At 63.7% G+C, this 17611-nt stretch carries 19 protein-coding genes; 11 read left to right on the top strand and 8 right to left on the bottom strand.

Annotated features, from left to right (window positions below; translation table 11 throughout):
• Window positions 1-570 precede the first annotated feature (570 nt).
• From NYE40_RS18545 to NYE40_RS18530, 4 genes are read left to right on the top strand one after another with little or no spacing between them, the layout of a single operon-like run.
• On the top strand, window positions 571-1500 hold the full coding sequence (locus NYE40_RS18545) for a COX15/CtaA family protein (RefSeq protein ID WP_028600520.1): 930 nt from the start codon (window positions 571-573) through the stop codon (window positions 1498-1500).
• Window positions 1497-3269, top strand: coding sequence for a UbiD family decarboxylase (locus NYE40_RS18540; RefSeq protein WP_028600521.1), 1773 nt, complete (start codon window positions 1497-1499; stop codon window positions 3267-3269). The genes NYE40_RS18545 and NYE40_RS18540 overlap by 4 nt, the downstream gene beginning before the upstream one ends.
• Before the next feature lie 25 nt (window positions 3270-3294).
• Window positions 3295-4020, top strand: a complete 726-nt coding sequence (locus NYE40_RS18535) for a Cthe_2314 family HEPN domain-containing protein (protein WP_028600522.1) — start codon at window positions 3295-3297, stop codon at window positions 4018-4020.
• Window positions 4021-4046: 26 nt separating this feature from the next.
• Complete coding sequence (locus NYE40_RS18530; RefSeq protein ID WP_028600523.1) at window positions 4047-4832, top strand: SDR family oxidoreductase; 786 nt, start codon at window positions 4047-4049, stop codon at window positions 4830-4832.
• Window positions 4833-4891: 59 nt separating this feature from the next.
• Here the strand turns inward: NYE40_RS18530 and NYE40_RS18525 are convergent, their stop codons facing one another.
• Window positions 4892-5137, bottom strand: coding sequence for a NifU family protein (locus NYE40_RS18525; RefSeq protein WP_028600524.1), 246 nt, complete (start codon window positions 5135-5137; stop codon window positions 4892-4894).
• A gap of 67 nt (window positions 5138-5204) precedes the next feature.
• Between NYE40_RS18525 and NYE40_RS18520 the strand changes: the two genes are divergently transcribed.
• Window positions 5205-5474: a YuzB family protein gene (locus NYE40_RS18520; protein WP_028600525.1), complete on the top strand. Its 270-nt coding sequence runs from the start codon at window positions 5205-5207 to the stop codon at window positions 5472-5474.
• Between the two features lie 23 nt (window positions 5475-5497).
• Here NYE40_RS18520 and NYE40_RS18515 read toward each other — a convergent pair whose 3' ends face one another.
• From NYE40_RS18515 to NYE40_RS18505, 3 genes are all read right to left on the bottom strand, one after another.
• Complete coding sequence (locus NYE40_RS18515) at window positions 5498-6565, bottom strand: NAD(P)/FAD-dependent oxidoreductase (RefSeq protein ID WP_028600526.1); 1068 nt, start codon at window positions 6563-6565, stop codon at window positions 5498-5500.
• 79 nt (window positions 6566-6644) lie between these two features.
• The gene (gene mqnE / locus NYE40_RS18510; RefSeq protein ID WP_228551897.1) at window positions 6645-7715 is read right to left on the bottom strand and encodes an aminofutalosine synthase MqnE; all 1071 of its coding nucleotides are present in this window, start codon (window positions 7713-7715) and stop codon (window positions 6645-6647) included.
• Window positions 7716-8051: 336 nt separating this feature from the next.
• Window positions 8052-8930, bottom strand: coding sequence for an AraC family transcriptional regulator (locus NYE40_RS18505; RefSeq protein WP_028600528.1), 879 nt, complete (start codon window positions 8928-8930; stop codon window positions 8052-8054).
• A 134-nt stretch (window positions 8931-9064) separates the two neighbouring features.
• Between NYE40_RS18505 and NYE40_RS18500 the strand changes: the two genes are divergently transcribed.
• Together NYE40_RS18500 and erpA are read left to right on the top strand one after the other, a co-directional pair.
• Window positions 9065-9844 carry a phytanoyl-CoA dioxygenase family protein gene (locus tag NYE40_RS18500; protein WP_028600529.1) on the top strand — a complete coding sequence of 260 codons (780 nt, stop codon included), beginning with the start codon at window positions 9065-9067 and terminating at the stop codon, window positions 9842-9844.
• Between the two features lie 171 nt (window positions 9845-10015).
• Window positions 10016-10375 (top strand): iron-sulfur cluster insertion protein ErpA, encoded by a 360-nt coding sequence (erpA, locus tag NYE40_RS18495; protein ID WP_028600530.1) that lies wholly within the window; start codon window positions 10016-10018, stop codon window positions 10373-10375.
• Between the two features lie 142 nt (window positions 10376-10517).
• Here erpA and NYE40_RS18490 read toward each other — a convergent pair whose 3' ends face one another.
• From NYE40_RS18490 to NYE40_RS18475, 4 genes are all read right to left on the bottom strand, one after another.
• On the bottom strand, window positions 10518-10835 hold the full coding sequence (locus NYE40_RS18490) for a multidrug efflux SMR transporter (protein WP_028600531.1): 318 nt from the start codon (window positions 10833-10835) through the stop codon (window positions 10518-10520).
• A 56-nt stretch (window positions 10836-10891) separates the two neighbouring features.
• A complete protein-coding gene (locus NYE40_RS18485; protein WP_028600532.1) occupies window positions 10892-11224 on the bottom strand; it encodes an SMR family transporter in 333 nt (110 codons plus the stop codon).
• A 202-nt stretch (window positions 11225-11426) separates the two neighbouring features.
• Entirely contained in the window at window positions 11427-12005 is a 579-nt protein-coding gene (locus NYE40_RS18480; protein WP_028600533.1) for a TetR family transcriptional regulator, read from the bottom strand.
• A 182-nt stretch (window positions 12006-12187) separates the two neighbouring features.
• Complete coding sequence (locus tag NYE40_RS18475) at window positions 12188-12514, bottom strand: hypothetical protein (RefSeq protein ID WP_028600534.1); 327 nt, start codon at window positions 12512-12514, stop codon at window positions 12188-12190.
• Window positions 12515-12752: 238 nt separating this feature from the next.
• Between NYE40_RS18475 and NYE40_RS18470 the strand changes: the two genes are divergently transcribed.
• The 4 genes from NYE40_RS18470 to NYE40_RS18455 all read left to right on the top strand — a co-directional run bounded on the left by NYE40_RS18470 (window position 12753) and on the right by NYE40_RS18455 (window position 17518).
• Window positions 12753-13541 carry a response regulator transcription factor gene (locus NYE40_RS18470; protein WP_339278771.1) on the top strand — a complete coding sequence of 263 codons (789 nt, stop codon included), beginning with the start codon at window positions 12753-12755 and terminating at the stop codon, window positions 13539-13541.
• Window positions 13542-13611: 70 nt separating this feature from the next.
• Window positions 13612-14739 (top strand): sensor histidine kinase, encoded by a 1128-nt coding sequence (locus tag NYE40_RS18465; RefSeq protein WP_339278770.1) that lies wholly within the window; start codon window positions 13612-13614, stop codon window positions 14737-14739.
• Between the two features lie 90 nt (window positions 14740-14829).
• Window positions 14830-15606 (top strand): ABC transporter ATP-binding protein, encoded by a 777-nt coding sequence (locus NYE40_RS18460; protein WP_028600536.1) that lies wholly within the window; start codon window positions 14830-14832, stop codon window positions 15604-15606.
• Complete coding sequence (locus NYE40_RS18455) at window positions 15581-17518, top strand: ABC transporter permease (protein ID WP_153784131.1); 1938 nt, start codon at window positions 15581-15583, stop codon at window positions 17516-17518. The genes NYE40_RS18460 and NYE40_RS18455 overlap by 26 nt, the downstream gene beginning before the upstream one ends.
• Window positions 17519-17611 lie beyond the last annotated feature (93 nt).

Raw genomic sequence — 17611 nt, 5'->3', positions numbered from 1 at the left:
TTTCGATCCCGCTGGTGGGTCCCGGCGCCGGTTCCGAGTCCCCGCTCCGCGAAGCGGTTTCGGTTTCGATCCCGCTGCGGGGTCCGGCGCCGGTTCCGAGTCCCCGCTCCGCGAAGCGGGGCCGTTCCGGCACCTCGTTTCGGTCCGACGTTCCGGCCTCCGCCCAATAATGGCTTGAGCTTGGTATTTGCTCCGTTTTTCCCCGTCCGCTTCCCGTCCGTTCCTCGTCCGCTCCTGGTCCGTACCTGGTCCGCATCTCGTCCGCTCCCCGTCCGTTCCTCATCCGCACCTCGTCCGCTCCTGGTCCGTTCCCCGTCCGCTCCTAGTCCGTTCCTCGTCCGCACCTCGTCCGTTCCGCCGCCGCTTATTGCCACTTGGAACGAGGACGGGAGCACCGCTTTCGGGGCAAGCTAACGAGGCGGCCGAAAGCGTCGGAAAGACACGGCCGGAGCGGCCCGGACCGCCACGGTTTCGGGGCGGGATCGTCACATTTTCAACATGGCTTTTGCATTTTTTTGCCGCTATAATGAGGGTTGTATCCATAGGAAGAAGGGGTGACAACCGACAATCATGTTCTCCCGAGCTTACCGCCTGCTTGCATGGATGTCCTGCATCGGCATGTTCCTGGTCCTGCTGGCCGGAGCGCTTGTAACCAATACCGAATCCGGCCGCGGCTGCGGAGACGACTGGCCGCTTTGCAACGGCAAGTTTATTCCCGCCTTTACGCTGGAGACCGCCATCGAATACTCCCACCGCGCCGTAACCGGCGTCGTCGGCATCATCGTGCTCGCCACGTTTGTGCTGACCATCCGGCTGTTCCGCCGCCACGGCCATCGCGAGCCGCTCTGGTACGCCGGCCTGACGCTGGCCTTTACGATCATCCAGGCGCTCATGGGCGCGGCCGCGGTCATGTGGTACCAGAGCCCGCCGGTCATGGCGCTGCATTTCGGCATTTCCTTGCTCGCGGTCGCATCGACCGTGCTGCTCGTCATCTGGGTCCGGCGCCACAGCAAGGGCTACGACGCCGCGACCGCCCCCCGGCTGCCGCGCTCGGTCTATGCGCTCGTGCTTACGGCTTGCATTTATTGTTATGTCGTCGTTTATCTCGGCGCGTTCATCCGCCATACCGACTCCGGCGGCGGCTGCCTCGGCTGGCCGCTCTGCAACGGACAAGTCGTGCCTGAGCTGACCGGCGCGACCGGCATCGTCTTCATCCACCGCGTCGCAGGCCTGCTGCTCGGCCTGCTGTTCCTGTGGCTGTACCTGCGCGTGCGCAAGCATGCCCCGGCAGGAGACCGAGCGACCCGCTCGGCCCGCCTCGTGCTGATCCTCGTCGTCTGCCAGATCTTCAGCGGCGCCTGGCTGACCGCGACGATGCACGACGAGCAGTGGTTCCTGTTCACCAACATGCTGCACAACCTGATCATCACCATTCTCTTCTCCATCCTGATCGATCTCGGCATCCAGGCTTGGAAAAGACAGGAAGGACGGACTTCATGAATTTTGCGAATCTGAGGCAATTCACGGAAGCGCTTCGCCAGGACGGCGATCTGGCGGTCATCGACGCCCCGGTCGACCCGAATCTGGAGCTTGCCGAGATCCATCGCCGCATCATCGAGGAGGAGGGCCCCGCTCTCCTGTTCACGAATGTGAAAGGAAGCACATTCCCCGTGCTCACCAATATGTTCGGCACGTCGCGCCGCGTCGATCTGGCCTTCGGCCCGAAGCCGGAGCAGCTCATGAAGACGATCGTCGGCGCCGCCGACCGGCTGCTCCCGCCGACGCTCGGCGCGATCTGGGGCGAGCGCGGCATGATGCTCGACCTGCTCAAGGTCGGGCTCAAGGATGTGCCGAGCGGCTCGGCTCCGGTGCTGCAGCAGGTGCGCCGCGAAGCTCCGCTCCAAGGGCTGCCGTTCCTGACCAGCTGGCAGGAGGACGGCGGTCCTTTCGTCACGCTGCCGCTCGTCTATACGGAGCATCCGCTTCATCCGAAAAAGCATAACCTCGGCATGTACCGCATGCAGATCTTCGACGACCGCACGACCGGCATGCACTGGCAGATCCACAAGGGCGGCGGCTTCCACTACCATGAGGCGGAGAAGCTGAACCAGGAGCTGCCGGTGAGCGTGTTCCTCGGCGGTCCGCCGGCGCTCATCGCTGCGGCGATCGCGCCGGTGCCGGAGCATCTGCCGGAGCTGATGATCGCCTCGCTCATCCTCGGCGGCAAGCTGCCGGTGACGCAGGATCCGCTCGGACGCCACCGCATCCCGGCCGAGGCCGAATTCGCCATCCACGGCACGGTGCCGCCCCATGAGCGCCGGCCCGAAGGACCGTTCGGCGACCACTTCGGCTACTATTCGCTGCAGCATGACTTCCCGGTGTTCAACGTCAAGCATGTGCATCACCGCAAGGACGCCATCTATCCGGCGACGATCGTCGGCAAGCCGCGTCAGGAAGACTACTACCTCGGCGAATACCTGCAGCGCCTGCTCAGCCCGGCGTTTCCGATGGCGATGCCCGGCGTCAAGGACCTGTGGGCTTACGCCGAGACCGGCGTGCATGCGCTCGCGGCCGCCGTCGTGCGCGAAAGCTACTCGCGCGAGGCGCTCGGCACCGGCTTCGCCATCTTCGGCCAAGGCCAGCTGTCGCTGACCAAGTTCCTCATGCTGACCGATCAGCCGATCGACCTGTCCAAGTTCGATACGCTGCTCGAGACGGTGCTGGAGCGATTCCAGCCGGAGACGGATCTGTTCGTGTTCGACAACACGTCCCACGACACGCTCGATTATACGAGCGGCAAGCTCAACCACGGCAGCAAAGGGCTGCTGATCGGCGTAGGCGAGCCGGTGCGGACGCTGCCCTATGAATATACGGAGGGCCCGATTGCGGAGATTAACGACATCGCCGTCTACTGCAAAGGCGCGCTGGTCGTATCGGGGGCGTCCTACGCCGCCGATCCGGAGCTGGCGTCCAAGCTGCTGGAGCGCGTCGCCGAACGCGGCACCGAATGGCCGCTCATCGTGCTCGTCGACGATGCGTCCACGGTCGCCTCGGCGCAGACGCCGTTCCTGTGGACGGTGTTCACCCGCTTCAATCCGGCGGACGACATCTACGCGCTGTCCGACGCGCGCCGCCATCATCTGGCCTATCGTCTGCCGATCGTCATCGACGCCCGCATGAAGCCCGGCTACCCGGACGAGCTGTTCCCGCGCGAGGATATCGTGCAGCTGGTCGACCGGCGCTGGAAGGAATATTTCCCCGGAGCTTGAATTACATCCTAGAGGAGGTCGGCCCATGCTCCGCATGCTGTTTGGAGAAGAGCCGGCAGCGCCGGCCGGCGTTGTCGCCGATGCGCTGAAGGCCATGCAGGCTTATGCCTCCGCCATGCATCTTCATGCCGTCGCGGGACGAGACCAGGACCACAAGGCGCGTACCCGCGAGGTCATGGCCTTCGGCCTGATGGCCTCGCTCGACGAGCTGGAGCAGAGCTGTTATGCCGCTTCGCGCTTCGGCGCGCTCGTGACGAGCGATTCCTGGGCCGACATGCCTCAGGAGGAGCGGCTGCATTACCGCCGTTACGTCTATTTCGACAAAAATGCCTTCATCCGCCTGTTCTCCCTGCTGGACAAGCTCGGCACGCTGCTGAACGAAGCGCTGGAGCTGAACACGCAGCAGTTCAAGGAGCGCTTCTCTTACTTCACCGTGCTGCGGCGCATGCGGGAGAAAAAGCTGCATCTTGCGCTCGGAGGGCCGCTGAGCGACCTTAAGGCCCGGCATGAGAAGCCTGTCGCGCGGCTGCGCAAGCGCCGCAACGAGGAGATCCATAACCTGAACTCCGAGCTGCAGGACGATCTGCTGCAGATGCATCTTCATTTCGGCGAGGAGATCGGCCTGGAGAGCATCTCCGACCAGCTGGAGGACATGGCGAGCGGCCTGGAGCTCGCGGCGGCGTCCCTGCAGCTGGCATTCGCCTACTTGGCGAAGCTGGCGGAGGAGAAAGCCCCGCAATCCGGCCGATAATCGGCGAGGAGGAACGATCCGTGGAGCTGAAAGGAAAAACGGCCCTGATCACCGGCAGCGCCAAAGGGCTCGGCAAGCGGGCGGCGGAGGAGCTGGCCCGCTGCGGCTGCGATATCGTGCTCAACTACCGCACGAGCGCGGACGATGCAGAAGCGCTGGCGCGGGAGCTGGAGAGCCGCTTCCGCGTGCGCAGCCGCGCGATCCGGGCCGATCTGGCCCTGCCCGGCGAGGCGGCAGAGCTGGCCCGCGAGGCGCTGCGGCTGACCGGCCGGGTGGACATCCTCGTCAACAATGCCGGACCGTTCATCCGCGAGCGCCGGGTGTTCGGCGATTACGAGGAAGAGGAGATCATCGCGCTACTGCACGGCAACCTGCTCGGCGCGATGCTGCTGGACCGCCATCTGCTGCCCGCGATGCGCGAGCGGCGGTGGGGACGCATCATCCACTTCGGCTTCGGCCATGCGATGGAAGGCCGCGCCTGGCCTCATCGGGCCGTTTATGCCGCGGCCAAGACCGGGCTCGTGTCGTTCACCAAGACGCTCGCCGTCGAGGAGGGCTCCCATGGCGTCACCGTCAACATGGTCTGTCCGGGCGACATCCGCGGCGACTACAAGGAAAAGTCGATCGCCGACGTGCAGGGCATCGCGGACGACGACTCTCCGCTGGGCCGTCCCGGCACGGGCGAGGACGTCGCCCGCGTCATCGCCTTCCTGTGCCTGCCGCAGTCGGACTTCCTGACGGGCAACATCATCGACGTGACGGGCGGCTTCGACCCGATCCGCACGAGCATCAAGCCGGCCTCGCCCGGCTGAACAAAAAAACGGCTGGCATCCCGGGAGGGGAGCCAGCCGCTTGTTATTTCGAAACCTTCTTAGAAGACCTGGACAACCTCTTGCACGCCTTCGACTTCTTCCAGCAGGGCGCGCTCGATGCCGGCCTTCAGCGTGATCGTGGAGCTCGGGCAGCTGCCGCAGGCGCCGACGAGACGGAGCTTGACGATGCCGTCCTCCACGTCCACGAGCTCCACGTCGCCGCCGTCGCGCTGAAGGAACGGACGAAGCTTGTCAAGAACATCCAGAACCTCGTCGTACATCGTGCTTTGTGCGTTTTCGCTCATTGCATTCAACTCCTTTCTTCCCTATTATAATACAAAGCAAGACGATTGAAAACGGAGGTACGCCATGCTGAAGCCCGTCGTTGAATTCTGCTCGAGCAACATGCATCATGGCACCGACCGGCTGATGCGCGCTCTAGAACAGGATGACCGATATGAAGTCATCGAATACGGCTGCCTCGGCAATTGCGGCGAATGCTATCTGTCGCCGTTCGCGATGGTCGACGGCGAGATCGTCGCGGCCGATACGGTCGAGGAACTGGAAACGGCCCTGCAGGAGAACGTTCTCCGCAAGGCCGCCGAGCGCGAGGCGCTGGACAAGCTGATCGACGACCTGTAGGCGCGATCGGCTTGTTTTCCGTCTCATCCGAAATGGTTTTTGGAACGCCAGAGCACGCCGGTTTTGAGCACTCGCGGCACGCGGCCCATGATGGCCGTATTGCCCATGAGGCCGAAGCCGGCTTTTTTGCCGAGCGAGCCGAGCGTGCCCTTGAGCTTGATCTTGCCGACCTTCGGCGTGCGGCCTTTCCAGATCGCCTGCATGACGTCCGCGACCTGCTTGCCCATCGCGCCGGCAAGCTGTCCGCTCGGAGAGAACGGCACGGACGCGCAGTCGCCGATGACGAATACTTCCGGATAGTCCGGCAGCTGATGAAGCTCGTTGAGCACGAGGCGGCCCTGATGGTCCTTGGCCACGTTCAGCTCGCGCACGACCTCGACCGGCTGGATGCCCGCGGTCCAGACGGTGGCGTCGGTGTAGATCGGCTCCGGCGAGTTGCCGTCATGCAGGACGCCGTCCTCGAGCAGCTTGAGCGACACATGGCCGCGCATCTCCACATGATGCTCGAGGAACCACGCCGAGACGTACGTCTTGAGCTTCGGAGGGAAGGCCGAAAGGATGCTCGGTCCGCGGTCGATGATGCGGATGTTGAGATCCTTGCGCGCCTCGCGCAGCTCCGCGGCGATCTCGACGCCGCTCAGGCCGCCGCCGATGATCGATACCTGGCCGTACGGCTTGACGTCGCCGAGCACCTGGTAGGTGCGGCGCGTATTCGCGAACGTCTGGATGCTGCAGGAGTTCTTTTCGGCTCCGGGAATGCCGTGATAGTTGTCCGTGCAGCCGAGGCCGATCGTCAGCCAATCGTACGATACCGGGTCCTGCCCTTCGAGCAGGACGCGCTTGCCGTCGAGGTCGATGCCCGTCACCTCGCCGTAGGTGATGAGCAGGCGCGAGTCGCTCGGGAAAGAAACCCGGAGATCGATCTCCGGAGACGTTCCCGCGGCCAGCGCGTAGTATTCCGTCTTGAGTCCTTGGAAAGGCATGCGGTCGATCAGCACGATGATCGTATCCGAAGGGATGTCTCCGTCCAGCAGCTCCTGGGCCAGAGCCATGCCTCCGTATCCGCCGCCCAAAATGACAAATCGCTTCATTCGTATCCCAACCCTTGTTCGCTTTTCACGGTGCCGCGATGAAGATGGATGAACCTAATATGCTCGCTGCCGAGCGGAATTACTCGAATACCTTGATCTCGTTGTAAAAGGTGTCGCGCTCGACGGGAACGCGGCCCGCTCCTTTTATTAACCAGATCAGGTCCTCGCGCGACAGTCCTTCCGGCGTGAGCGCTCCTGCGGCATGGCTGATGCGCTCGCGCACGAGCGTGCCGTGCACGTCGGAAGCGCCCATCGTCAGCGACACCTGCGTCAGCTGCGGGCCGATATTGATGAAGTACGCCTTGATGTGGTCGAAGTTGTCGAGCATGAGGCGGCTGATCGCGATCGTCTTGAGATCCTCGTAGGCCGAGTTGCGGCGGCGGATGCCGGCGCGCGGGCTATGCGGCTGCATGGACAGCGGGATGAACACGAGGAAGCCGTTCGTCTCGTCCTGCAGCTCGCGGATCGACATCATGTGCTGGATGCGCTGCTCATGCGTCTCGACGGCGCCGTAAAGCATCGTCGTATGCGTCTTGATGCCGAGGTCGTGCGCCGTGCGGTGCACGTCGAGGTACTGGCTGACGTCGGCCTTCTCGACGCGCATCTTTTTGCGGTACTGGTCGGAGAGGATCTCCGCGCCGCCGCCGGTGAGCGATTCGAGCCCGGCCTTTTGCAGCTCCTGCAGCACCTCGCGGTAGCTGAGCCCGCTGATGCGGGAGAAGAAGTCGATCTCGGCCGCCGTATACGTCTTGAGCGTCACATGCGGGTACTGCTTCTTGAGGGCGCTCAGCGAGTCGACGTAGTATTGGAAAGGCACATGCGGGTTATGGCCGCCGACGATATGGAACTCGCGCACCGTCGGGGTGATGTGCTTGTCGACGTAGTCGATCATCTCCTGCGGAGAGAGCGTATAGGCGCCCTCGTCGCCTTCGTCCTTGCGGAAGCTGCAGAACGCGCAGTGCGCTTCGCAGACATTGGTGAAGTAGAGCGTCATCGTATCGATGAAATAGACCTTGTTGCCGTTTTTGCGCAGGTTGGCCTCGTTGGCCATCTGGCCGATGCTCAGCAGGTCGTCGGACTTGTACAGGAACACGCCGTCCTCGAGGCTGAGCCGCTCTCCCGCGCTGACCTTCTCGCGGATGCCTTGCATGACGGAGGCTTCCGTCGGAGTGATGATGTTCATGGATATGGACCTCCTTGTCCGTGCATCCTGCCTGGCCATGCCTGGCGGGCAGAAGAATCGGGAATGGTCGGCAGGGCGGTTGCCTTTCGCGGCTGTCCTGCCTTGGAGAACTTTGTGAAAAAAGGAACTTTCCCGTGCGTCTACTGCAAACAAACCGTCTTCATTATAAACCTATGGTGGTGAAGCTTCAATATAAAAACGGCAAATGAAAAGGGAAGATGAAGGGGAAACGGATGGAAGGATGTCCGCGCTGAGAGGACGCGGCAGCGAAGCAAAGCAGCGAAGAGAGCCGGCTTGCAAGCCTCACTCCGCCGGCGCGGCGCCGCTTCGCTTGCGGAATTCGCCGGGCGGCATTCCTTTGGCGGCGCGGAACATGCGGGTGAAATAATGGACCGAGGCGAAGCCGGTCCGCTCGGCGATCGCCTTGATCGGCAGCTCGTCGAGCGTCAGCAGCCGGGACGCCTCGCGGATGCGCTCTTGGCGGACATAGCCGGAGAAGCTTTCGTGGATGCCTCCGGAAAACAGGCGCGACAGCTGGCGCTCGGACAGATGCAGCGCGGAGGCGACCTCGGAGAGCGAGAGCGGACGGGCAAGGTTGTCGCGGATGTACCGCTTCGCCCGGCGCAGCAGCCGGCTCGGCCTTGGAGAAGCGGGAGCGGTCCCGGCAGGCTCTGCGCCGAACAGCGTCCGCAACGAAGCCAGCAGGGCGAAGGCGGCGGCGGGGAGAGCGCCGTCAGGCAGCGGGAAGCGCCCGTCCTCGCGGGTCAGCAGCGATTCCCACAGCAGAGCCGACGGCGTGCCGGAGGCATCGGTCCGAACCGGCTGAGCGGAGCGTTCCAGCTCCCGCCAAGCGGCGGCGGCCTCGGGCTCCGAGCCGGACTCGTCCAGCTCGAACGCGACGAAGACGATCGCAAGGCCGTCCTCGGTCGTGATCTGATGCTCGACGCCCGGACGGGAGAGGAAAAGGACGCCGCTTTGCAGCTCGTAGAGCGCCTCGGCATCCCGGTACGTTCCGGTGCCCCTCAGCACATAACAGGCCTCGAAGAAGGAATGCTTGTGCGCCGGATTGCTCGGCAGCCGTCCGTCGGCCCCCCAATAGTGGATGAAAAACCGCTCGGCGCCCGTCTCCGCTGCGGAGATCCGGCTGTTCAGCCGCTCGGCGCTTTCCCGGAATCGGTACATCGATTTCCGCCTCCCTTGGCTTCAAAGTGCAAAACGAAGGCTTCGGCTTCCAAAGACGCCGCCTCCTCCTTTGAGTACGATTATAAGCAAGAACGGCGCAAAATCAATCGGGTGTCCATCGAGGAGGAAACGTCATGATCAGCGAGCGCGAGGTCGATTTTTACAAAAAGAACGGGTATCTGCTCGTCAAGGGAGTGTTTTCGGACGAGGAGGTGGAGGAGATGAGAGGCGGCGTGGAGCGCATCATCCGCCGCGCCGCCGAAGCCAAGCGGGACGACAACGCCGCTTGGCAGGGCGAGTTCCTGCCGCCGGCAGAGCTGAAGAAGCTCGTGCTCAAAGGCTTCCACGACGTCCATTACCATGAAGCCTGCTTCATGCGGGCGGTCGTGCATCCGAACATGGCGGCGATCCTCTCGCGCCTGATCGGGCCGAACGTGCATCTCCACCATACGAAAATGCTCGTGAAGCCTCCCGAAAACGGAGCGGCGTTTCCGATGCACCAGGACTATCCGTACTTCCCCCATGCCCAGCATACGATGCTGGCGGCAAGCGTGCATCTGGACCGCGCAGACGAGCAGAACGGCTGCCTGAGGGTCGTTCCGGGCTCGCATGCGGAAGGCAGCCTGCCGCATGTCGGCTCGTACTATTTGAACCACAAGCAGTATCCGATCTCGGACGGCATTCCTTGTCCCGCGGATGCGGGCGACGTGCTGTTCTTCAACTACCTGACGATCCACGGCTCGGACGCCAACCGCAGCGAGCGCACGCGCCGCAACGTGCTGTTCCAGTACAAGGACCCGGCCGACGAGCCGACGGAGAACGTGCACGTCGATTGGGGCGCGGGCCTGATGGTATGCGGCGGTAACCCTCGGTTCGACAAGGTGAAGCCGGAGTTCCGGGTGACGGGAGTCTAGGCTCGTTCGGTCGGAGCTAGGTTTGGCGGAAACTTGCATCCTTGACGAGAGCTGTGGAAGCTGGCGTTCGGAGCGCTGTGCGCTTCTCCCTTGAGCGTCCCGGGCAAGAGGAGTATACTTGGGAGACGAAGGGCAAGACTACGCAACGCTTCGAACAGGAGGATGATGAGGATGATCGAGATCAGCGAAACAGCCTCGGATAAAATAAAGGAAATGCTCGCGGCCGAGGAAGGGCAGGAGCTGTTCCTGCGCGTCGGCGTCAAGGAGGGCGGCTGCAGCGGCTTCTCCTACGGCATGGGCTTCGACGACGAGCAGAAGGAAGACGACCAGCAGCTCGACGTGAACGGCGTCAAGGTCGTCGTCGACAGCGACAGCGCCAAGTATTTGCGCGGCCTGGAGATCGACTGGAAGGAAGGCGCCATGGGCGGCGGCTTCACCATCCATAATCCGAATGCTACGGTCACCTGCGGCTGCGGCTCGAGCTTCCGCACGGCGAGCGACGCCGGCAAGCCGAAGCCGGACGAGTGCTGAGCGCATGACGATAGCAAGAGCCTGAGGGATCATTCTCTCAGGCTCTTTTTTTGCAGGACTTACATGCAAGGATGCAAAAAAAGCCTTCCTGGAATGGGATATTTATCCTCATCGTATACGCCATGTCCAGGCTCGTCAATGCTCAGCCGGAAACCGCCTTCAGCCCGGTCACGCCGACGATGATCAGCGCCAGGCTGAACAGCCGCAGCGGGCTGCGGGATTCGCCGAAAAACAGCATGTTGACGATAACGGCCAGCGACGTGCCGAGCCCTACCCATACCGTATAGGCGACGCTCAGCTGCAGATGCTGGAACGAGGCGTACAGCAAGGCGAACGAAGCGGCGAAGCCGCAAATGAACCAGAGGCCGTTTTGCAGCGTCTTGCGCTCGGTGAAGCGGTTCAGGCCGACGACGCCTGCCAGCTCGCAGAACGCCGCGGAAAATACGAATACCCAGCCCATGATGATCTCTCCTTGGATGCGAAAATTGGTTTCGATGTCCGCGCGCGGACTAATCGTCAGCGCGAAGAATCGTCTTTGCCGTCGGCAAGCTTGAGCAGGATGACTCCGCTCAGCAGCAGCGCCATGAAGCCGAGCTTAGCGAAGCTGAGCGAGCCGCCGAACAGCAGCAGGTCCATGAGCGCGGCTCCGGCGGTGCCGGCGGCGGCGAAGATGGCGTAGACGGTGCCGGTAGGCAGCAGCTCGCAGGCGCGGAACAGAAAATAAAAGTCGACGGCGATGACCGCGGCGACCAGAACGAAGTGGAGCGGCGCAGTCGCGGCATGAAAGCCGTATACCCATACCAGCTCCATGATGCAGGTGAGCGTGACGAACAGCCAGCCTTTGTTCATGCGGGGCTTGGCTTTGGTCATGACTTGAGAGGACATCTGGAAAAGCTCCTTTCGGGGATAGGAATGAGTTGAACTTAGTGTGGCCTCGATGGACAGGGTTACTCCGGTCCGCAATCGCTTCTGTGCAAGGAAGCAAGCGGCAGGCAAGCACCGGCAATTATGAATGACTGTCAGTCATTTCGGGGCGAAAAGACCGCCGCGTTCAGGCGATCGGCTCCGATCCGAGCGCTGCGGCGAGGAATTGCTTCAGCTCCGCCTTGTGCCCGGCTACCGCGTCGGCCTCGGCGGACGCATAGAGGAAGTTCTGCTCGGCGGCCGTTTCGATCAGCCCGAGCACGAGGCGAGCCGAGAAGTCGGGGCGAGCGGTCGGACGAATTTCGCCGCGCTCGCGGAATTGCTCCAGACGCTCGCGGATCCAGCCGTAGATCGGATCGTAGATCGCTTCCCACTCGCGCACATGCTCGGTCTGGGTGATGCCGGAGTAGATCAGCGCCGTCAGATCGCGATGCGTCTCGGTCACCTCGAAGATCGCCTCGACCATGCTGTCCAGCTGGTCGCGAGCCGAGCCGTCCGGGCGGATCTCCTGCAGCCGCTCCAGAATCCGTCCGACCATGATCTCCGCGATCGCGGGCATGAGCGCGAGCTTGGAGGGGAAATAGAGGTAGAACGTGCCCTGCGCGATGCCGGCCCGCTTGACGATATCGGAAATTTTGGCCTTCTCGATGCCGAGCTCCTGAAAGACGTCGAGCGCCGCCTCGATGATCCTCTCCCGCTTGTCCAAGCGATCCTCTCCTTCCGCGAATGAGATGAATGACTGTCAGTCACTATTAAGATTCATTCTAGCACGCGCGGCTCGATAAAGGCAACCCGGGCAGCGGCGCGAGCGACCGACAAAACGCCTCGGGCAAAGCTGCCCGAGGCGGGTAAGCCGGATTGGATCGGCGAAGCTTAAGCTTTGTATCCTTAGTACCGTGGAGGCGGACCGTAATGCTCGGGACGGCGAGGACCGCCTTGGAACGCCGACACGAGGAGCAGCAGCGCGGAGATGACGTGCAGGAAAAAGCCGAGGAACGGAATCCAGCCGAGCAGCGAGGCGGCGAGGCCGGCGGCGCTGCCGTACACGGGCTCGCGATGCGAGAGCGAGACGAACAGCACGATCAGATGGAAGACGAACATGAAGCCGAGGGCGGCATAGCCGCTGGAGATGACGAACAGGCCGCCGAGGATCGGGATGGCGAGCAGCCCCTCGCAGATGCCGCTGATGAGCCGCAGCGCTTTGGACAAAGACATGGACAAAACCTCCTGGTGGATGGACGTTGCCGGCAACCGTCCGTTTGAGCCAACATACGAAGCATCGGCAGCGAAGTTTCAGGGCTGAAGCTTTTTGCGAAAAAATCCGTGCTTCGGTCCAGCGTCTGCGGCCTGGCGGCCCCGTCCGGGGTCCAGTCGGGATCGGCCGGAGGGTGTGGTAAACTAAGGCGACAGATGGCGTCAAGCATCGGAAGGAATGGTCAAGGAGGAAGGCTCAATGTATCGCATCACGATCGTCGAGGACGACGACAAGATCGCCCGCCTGCTCGGAGAGGCGCTGGAGCGCTACGGCTTCCAGCCGCAGCGGGCGCAGCGGATGAAGGAGCTGACGCTCGACTTCGAGGAGCAGACGCCTCATCTCGTGCTGATGGACATCAATCTGCCGTACTTCGACGGCTTTTATTGGTGCAGGCAGTTCCGCCAGCGCTCCACGGCTCCGGTCATCTTCATCTCGGCCCGCTCGGGGGAAATGGATCAGGTGATGGCGATCGAGAACGGCGGGGACGACTTCGTCACGAAGCCGATCCATCTCGACCTGCTGATCGCCAAGATCAAAAGCGCGCTGCGGCGCAGCTACGGCGAGTATGCCGCCGCGCCGCTCGAGCCGGAGAGCGGCTCCGGCCTGACGGCGCCGGACGGCGACGAGGCGGGCCGCGCTTCGTCCGCAGGCGGCTTCGAGCTGCGCTGCGGAGAGCTGCGGCTGGACGTAAGCCGGAGCCTGCTGCTCTGGCGCGAGCAGGCCGCGCAGCTGAGCCGCAACGAGCGGCTGCTCGCCGAGGCGCTGCTCGAGGCGGACGGCGCGATCGTCTCGCGCGACCGGCTGCTGGAAAGCCTGTGGGACGATACGTCATTCGTCGACGACAATACGCTGACCGTCAACGTGACCCGCCTGCGCCGCAAGCTGGAGGAGCTCGGGCTCGGCGGCGTGCTGGAGACGCATCGCGGGCAGGGCTATCGGCTGAACGACGCCGAGCTGGCCGCCGGACCGGATGGGGGCAGCCGATGATGCCGCTCGACATCGTCCTGCAAGCGGGCGGCAGCCCCCGTCGGCCGCTGCCCGCTGCAAGGAGGCTCCGATGAGCCGCAGAAATGGCGCCGCAAGCGCAGCCCGAAGCAGCTCCGACCGCCGCCTGCGGCGCACGCTGCTGGCGCTCGGCCTCTACGCGCGCGGGCAGCTCGCCGCGGCGGCCGTGCTGGCGCTGGCGCTCGGCGCCGGATCGGTCATCTGGTATCTGGAGCGTACCGGCATCGGCCAGAGGATGGACTGGAGCAATCTGCTCTATTTTTGGCTGCTGTCCGCCGCCGTCGGGGCGACGGCCTTCGGCATCGGCTTCCTCCGCCAGCGCAGCTATCTCGATGCCCTGCTGCGCCTGTCGGAAGCTCCCGGCTGGCGTCCGCTGCAAGGCGCGGCGACGGCGGAGCAGCGCCAGACGGCGCGCATGCTCGAAGGTCTGAGCCGCCTCGCGCAGGACCGGCTGCAGGCGCATGACCGCGAGCGGGAGCTGCATCGGCATTTTGTCTACCAGTGGGTGCATCATATGAAGACGCCGGTCTCGGTCATCGACCTGATCGCGCAGAGCCAGGCTGCCAAAGCAGGGCTCGGGCAGGACGAGCTGCGCGAGCTGACGGACAGCCTGCGCGAGGAGACGGACCGCCTGGCGCGCGGCCTGGAGCAGATGCTGCATACGGCGAGGCTGGAGGAATTCGCGCTTGATCTGCATCCCCGGCGCGTCGCGCTGCATGAGGCCGCCCGCGAGGCGGTCAACCAGCACAAGCGGCTGCTGATCGCGGCGGGCGTCTATCCGCGCATCGAGGGCGAGGCCTGGGCCGAGACCGACGGCAAGTGGGTGCTGTTCCTGCTCGTCCAGCTCGTCGGCAACGCGGTCAAGTATTCCAAGCCGAAGCCCGGCTCCAAGCGGCTTGACATCGCGATCGGCGCCGACGAGGACGGCGCCGCCTGGATCGAGGTGGCCGACGAGGGCATCGGCATTCCGGCGCAGGACGTGCCGCGGGTGTTCGATCCTTTTTTCACCGGGGAAAACGGCAGGCGGACCGAGGAGTCGACCGGCATGGGGCTCTATCTGTGCCGTCAGGTAGCGGCCAAGCTCGGCTTGACGCTCGAGCTGCGATCGGAGGAAGGGCGGGGCACGACGGTCCGCATCGGCTTCGAAGGCCGCGCCATCCACAACCTGACAAGATTGTAAGCTTCCGTGTAAGGTCGATCGATGGGTGGTCTTCCTTGGTCCGGGTATACTGGAGTCATTCGATAGACGAAACCGGGAGGACGACATCGCATGGACGTATTGGAAGTAAAAGCGTTAGGCAAAATCTACAGCACCAAAGGAGAGGTCAGCTACAAGGCGCTCGACGGCATCGACATGACCGTGCAGACGGGCGAGTTCGTCGGCGTCATGGGCCCGTCGGGCAGCGGCAAGACGACGCTGCTCAACCTGCTCGCGACAATCGACAAGCCGACCTCGGGCAGCATCTCGGTGCGCGGCATCGACCCGTCGGGGCTGAGCGACCGCAAGCTGGCGCTGTTCCGGCGCCGGGAGCTCGGCTTCGTGTTCCAGGACTTCAACCTGCTGGACACGCTCAGCCTCAAGGAGAACATCGCGCTGCCGCTCGTGCTCGAGGGCAAGTCGCCGGCGCAGATCGAGCGGGCGCTGCAGCCGGTGGCGTCGCTGCTCGGCATCGCCGCCATCCTCGAAAAGCGGCCGTACGAGGTGTCCGGCGGCCAGAAGCAGCGCGCCGCGATCGCGCGGGCGATCATTCACGAGCCGTCGCTGCTGCTCGCCGACGAGCTGACGGGCAACCTCGACTCCAAGGCGGCCAAGGACGTCATGGAGTCGCTCAAGGATCTCAACGAGCGGCTCGGCGCGACGGTGCTGATGGTGACGCATGATCCGTTCAGCGCGAGCTACTGCAAGCGGATCATGTTCATCAAGGACGGACGGTTCTTCTCGGAGATCCGCCGCGGAGACAATCGCCAGGCGTTTTTCCAGCAGATTCTGGATTCGCTGAGCGTGCTGGGAGGGAATTTCGATGACGTTCCGTTCGCTCGCGCTTAACAATATCCGCGGCAATTGGCGTTCGTACGCGGCCTTTTTCCTCAGCAGCGTCTTTTCCGTCCTCATCTTTTATCTGTACGCCTCGTTCGTGCTGCATCCCGATGTCGTGAACGGCAAGATCGAGCAGGCGCAAGGGGTGAAGAAAATGATGGAGGTCTGCATGTACCTTATCCTCATTTTCTCGTTCTTCTTCGTCCTCTACTCCAGCTCGGCGTTCGTCAAGACGCGCAAGAAGGAGTTCGGCCTGCTGACGCTGTTCGGCACGACGCGCGGCCAGCTGCGCAAGATGGTCGTGTACGAAAGCCTCGCCGTCGCCGCATTGTCGATCGCGGCAGGCCTCGGCCTCGGCATCCTGCTGAGCAAGCTGTTTATCCTGACGCTCGGCGTGCTGATCGGCACCGACGTGCCGATCCGCTTCCTCGTGCCGGGCCGGGCCGTGCTGCTGACGGCAGGCGGCTTCCTGCTGCTGTTCTTCGTCATCTCGCTGCTGAGCGCGCTGCGCGTCGGGCGGTCGGAGATCATCGACCTGCTGGGCGAGGGACGGCGCCCGAAGCGGCCGCCGGCCTTTTCGCCGGGACTGTCGGCGCTCGCCGCGCTCTCGCTCGGCGCCGGCTACGCCATGGCGGCGATGACGACGGTGCAGACGTTCATGATGCTGGCGCTGCCGATCATCGGATTCACGGTGCTCGGGACGTATTTCCTCTACACGCAGCTGAGCGTAGCCGTCATCCGCCTGCTGCAGCGGCGCAAAAGCTTCTACTATAAGGGCACCAATCTGCTGTCCATCTCGCAGCTGGCGTTCCGCATCAAGGACAATGCCCGCATCCTGTTCGTCGTGACGGTGCTGGGCGCGATCGTCATGAGCGCGGCCAGTACGGTGTATGTATTCCAAAAGCTGCAGCGCGACCAAATTCTCGAGCATACGCCGTATACGGTCGGATATGTGGAGCAGGGTCCGGGCCATTCGGTCATGGACCCGGATCAGGCGGCCGCGCTGCTGGAGCAGGACGGCGGCTCCGTAACCGAGCGCTCCGAGGTGAAGGGACTGCATGCGAGCGGTCTGGTCGGAGCCGTGTTCCGCGACGACCGTCCGGGCGACGCGATGGTCGTCGCGCTCAGCGACTACAATCGCGAGGCCGAGCGGGTCGGCTTGCCGAAGCGGAGCCTGGACGGCGACGCCGGCTTTCTCGTCGAGCCCTTCCGCAGCATGCAGGAGAAGGGCAAGCCCGAGGGCGAGCTGCTTGGACGGATCGGCGACGAGCCGCTGCGGCTGAAGCTGGACAAGTCCGCGTACGGCGCCGCGCTGAGCCCGATCGCCCAGGCGTCCTGGCTGCTCGTCGTGTCCGATCGGCAGCTGGAGCGGTGGACCGCCGCGGCTCCGGCCTCCGCCAAGCTGGCGTTCTACGGCTTCGAGCTGGCCGATTGGGAGCATCGCCTGGCCGATGTGAAGCGCTTCGACGAGGCGCTGACGCCGGCAGCCAAGGAGCAGGCGCAGACGTACCGCGTCTCCAGCTATATCGAGATGCGGCAGTCGATCGGCCTGACCGTATTCATCGGCCTGTTCATCAGCGTGCTGTTCTTCATCGCCTCGGGGAGCCTGCTGTACTTCAAGCTGTTCACCGAGCTGCAGGAGGACCGCAGCCAGTTCCGCGCCTTGAACCGGATCGGCCTGACGTCCGGCGAGCTGCGCCGCACGGTCGGCGTGCAGGTGGGGCTGCTCTACCTCGTGCCGTGCCTCGTCGGCATCGTGCACAGCCTGTTTGCGATGCAAGCGCTCGGCACGCTGATCGGGCGGCCGGTATGGATGTACGGCCTCGTCGTCATGGGCGTCTATATTTTGATGCAGGCGGCCTATTGCCTGATCTCCTGGACGACGTACACCCGCAGCATCGTACGGGATTCCCGGGTCTGACGGGCGACTTAAAAATCGGCGGAGCCCCTGCCCGCGGCGCGGGCGCGGCGGATGAATCTCCAGTCAAAAAAGCTCCTTTCGGAACCCGGTTCC

The organism is Paenibacillus sp. FSL W8-1187 (assembly GCF_037965485.1).
Classification (GTDB): domain Bacteria; phylum Bacillota; class Bacilli; order Paenibacillales; family Paenibacillaceae; genus Paenibacillus_O; species Paenibacillus_O pasadenensis.
The sequence above is the reverse complement of the archived record's forward strand: the minus strand, read 5'-3'. Positions and strand labels throughout refer to the sequence as shown.

Excerpts from the sequence above, each read along its gene's own strand:
- NYE40_RS18505 (WP_028600528.1), bottom strand. The coding sequence starts at position 8,930 with ATGTACCGATTCCGGGAAAGCGCCGAGCGGCTGAACAGCCGGATCTCC.
- NYE40_RS18465 (WP_339278770.1), top strand. The coding sequence starts at position 13,612 with ATGAGCCGCAGAAATGGCGCCGCAAGCGCAGCCCGAAGCAGCTCCGAC.
- NYE40_RS18485 (WP_028600532.1), bottom strand. The coding sequence starts at position 11,224 with ATGAACAAAGGCTGGCTGTTCGTCACGCTCACCTGCATCATGGAGCTG.
- NYE40_RS18525 (WP_028600524.1), bottom strand. The coding sequence starts at position 5,137 with ATGAGCGAAAACGCACAAAGCACGATGTACGACGAGGTTCTGGATGTT.
- NYE40_RS18475 (WP_028600534.1), bottom strand. The coding sequence starts at position 12,514 with ATGTCTTTGTCCAAAGCGCTGCGGCTCATCAGCGGCATCTGCGAGGGG.
- NYE40_RS18470 (WP_339278771.1), top strand. The coding sequence starts at position 12,753 with ATGTATCGCATCACGATCGTCGAGGACGACGACAAGATCGCCCGCCTG.
- NYE40_RS18460 (WP_028600536.1), top strand. The coding sequence starts at position 14,830 with ATGGACGTATTGGAAGTAAAAGCGTTAGGCAAAATCTACAGCACCAAA.
- NYE40_RS18500 (WP_028600529.1), top strand. The coding sequence starts at position 9,065 with ATGATCAGCGAGCGCGAGGTCGATTTTTACAAAAAGAACGGGTATCTG.
- NYE40_RS18455 (WP_153784131.1), top strand. The coding sequence starts at position 15,581 with ATGACGTTCCGTTCGCTCGCGCTTAACAATATCCGCGGCAATTGGCGT.
- NYE40_RS18545 (WP_028600520.1), top strand. The coding sequence starts at position 571 with ATGTTCTCCCGAGCTTACCGCCTGCTTGCATGGATGTCCTGCATCGGC.
- NYE40_RS18535 (WP_028600522.1), top strand. The coding sequence starts at position 3,295 with ATGCTCCGCATGCTGTTTGGAGAAGAGCCGGCAGCGCCGGCCGGCGTT.
- erpA (WP_028600530.1), top strand. The coding sequence starts at position 10,016 with ATGATCGAGATCAGCGAAACAGCCTCGGATAAAATAAAGGAAATGCTC.
- mqnE (WP_228551897.1), bottom strand. The coding sequence starts at position 7,715 with ATGCAAGGCATCCGCGAGAAGGTCAGCGCGGGAGAGCGGCTCAGCCTC.
- NYE40_RS18490 (WP_028600531.1), bottom strand. The coding sequence starts at position 10,835 with ATGGGCTGGGTATTCGTATTTTCCGCGGCGTTCTGCGAGCTGGCAGGC.
- NYE40_RS18515 (WP_028600526.1), bottom strand. The coding sequence starts at position 6,565 with ATGAAGCGATTTGTCATTTTGGGCGGCGGATACGGAGGCATGGCTCTG.
- NYE40_RS18540 (WP_028600521.1), top strand. The coding sequence starts at position 1,497 with ATGAATTTTGCGAATCTGAGGCAATTCACGGAAGCGCTTCGCCAGGAC.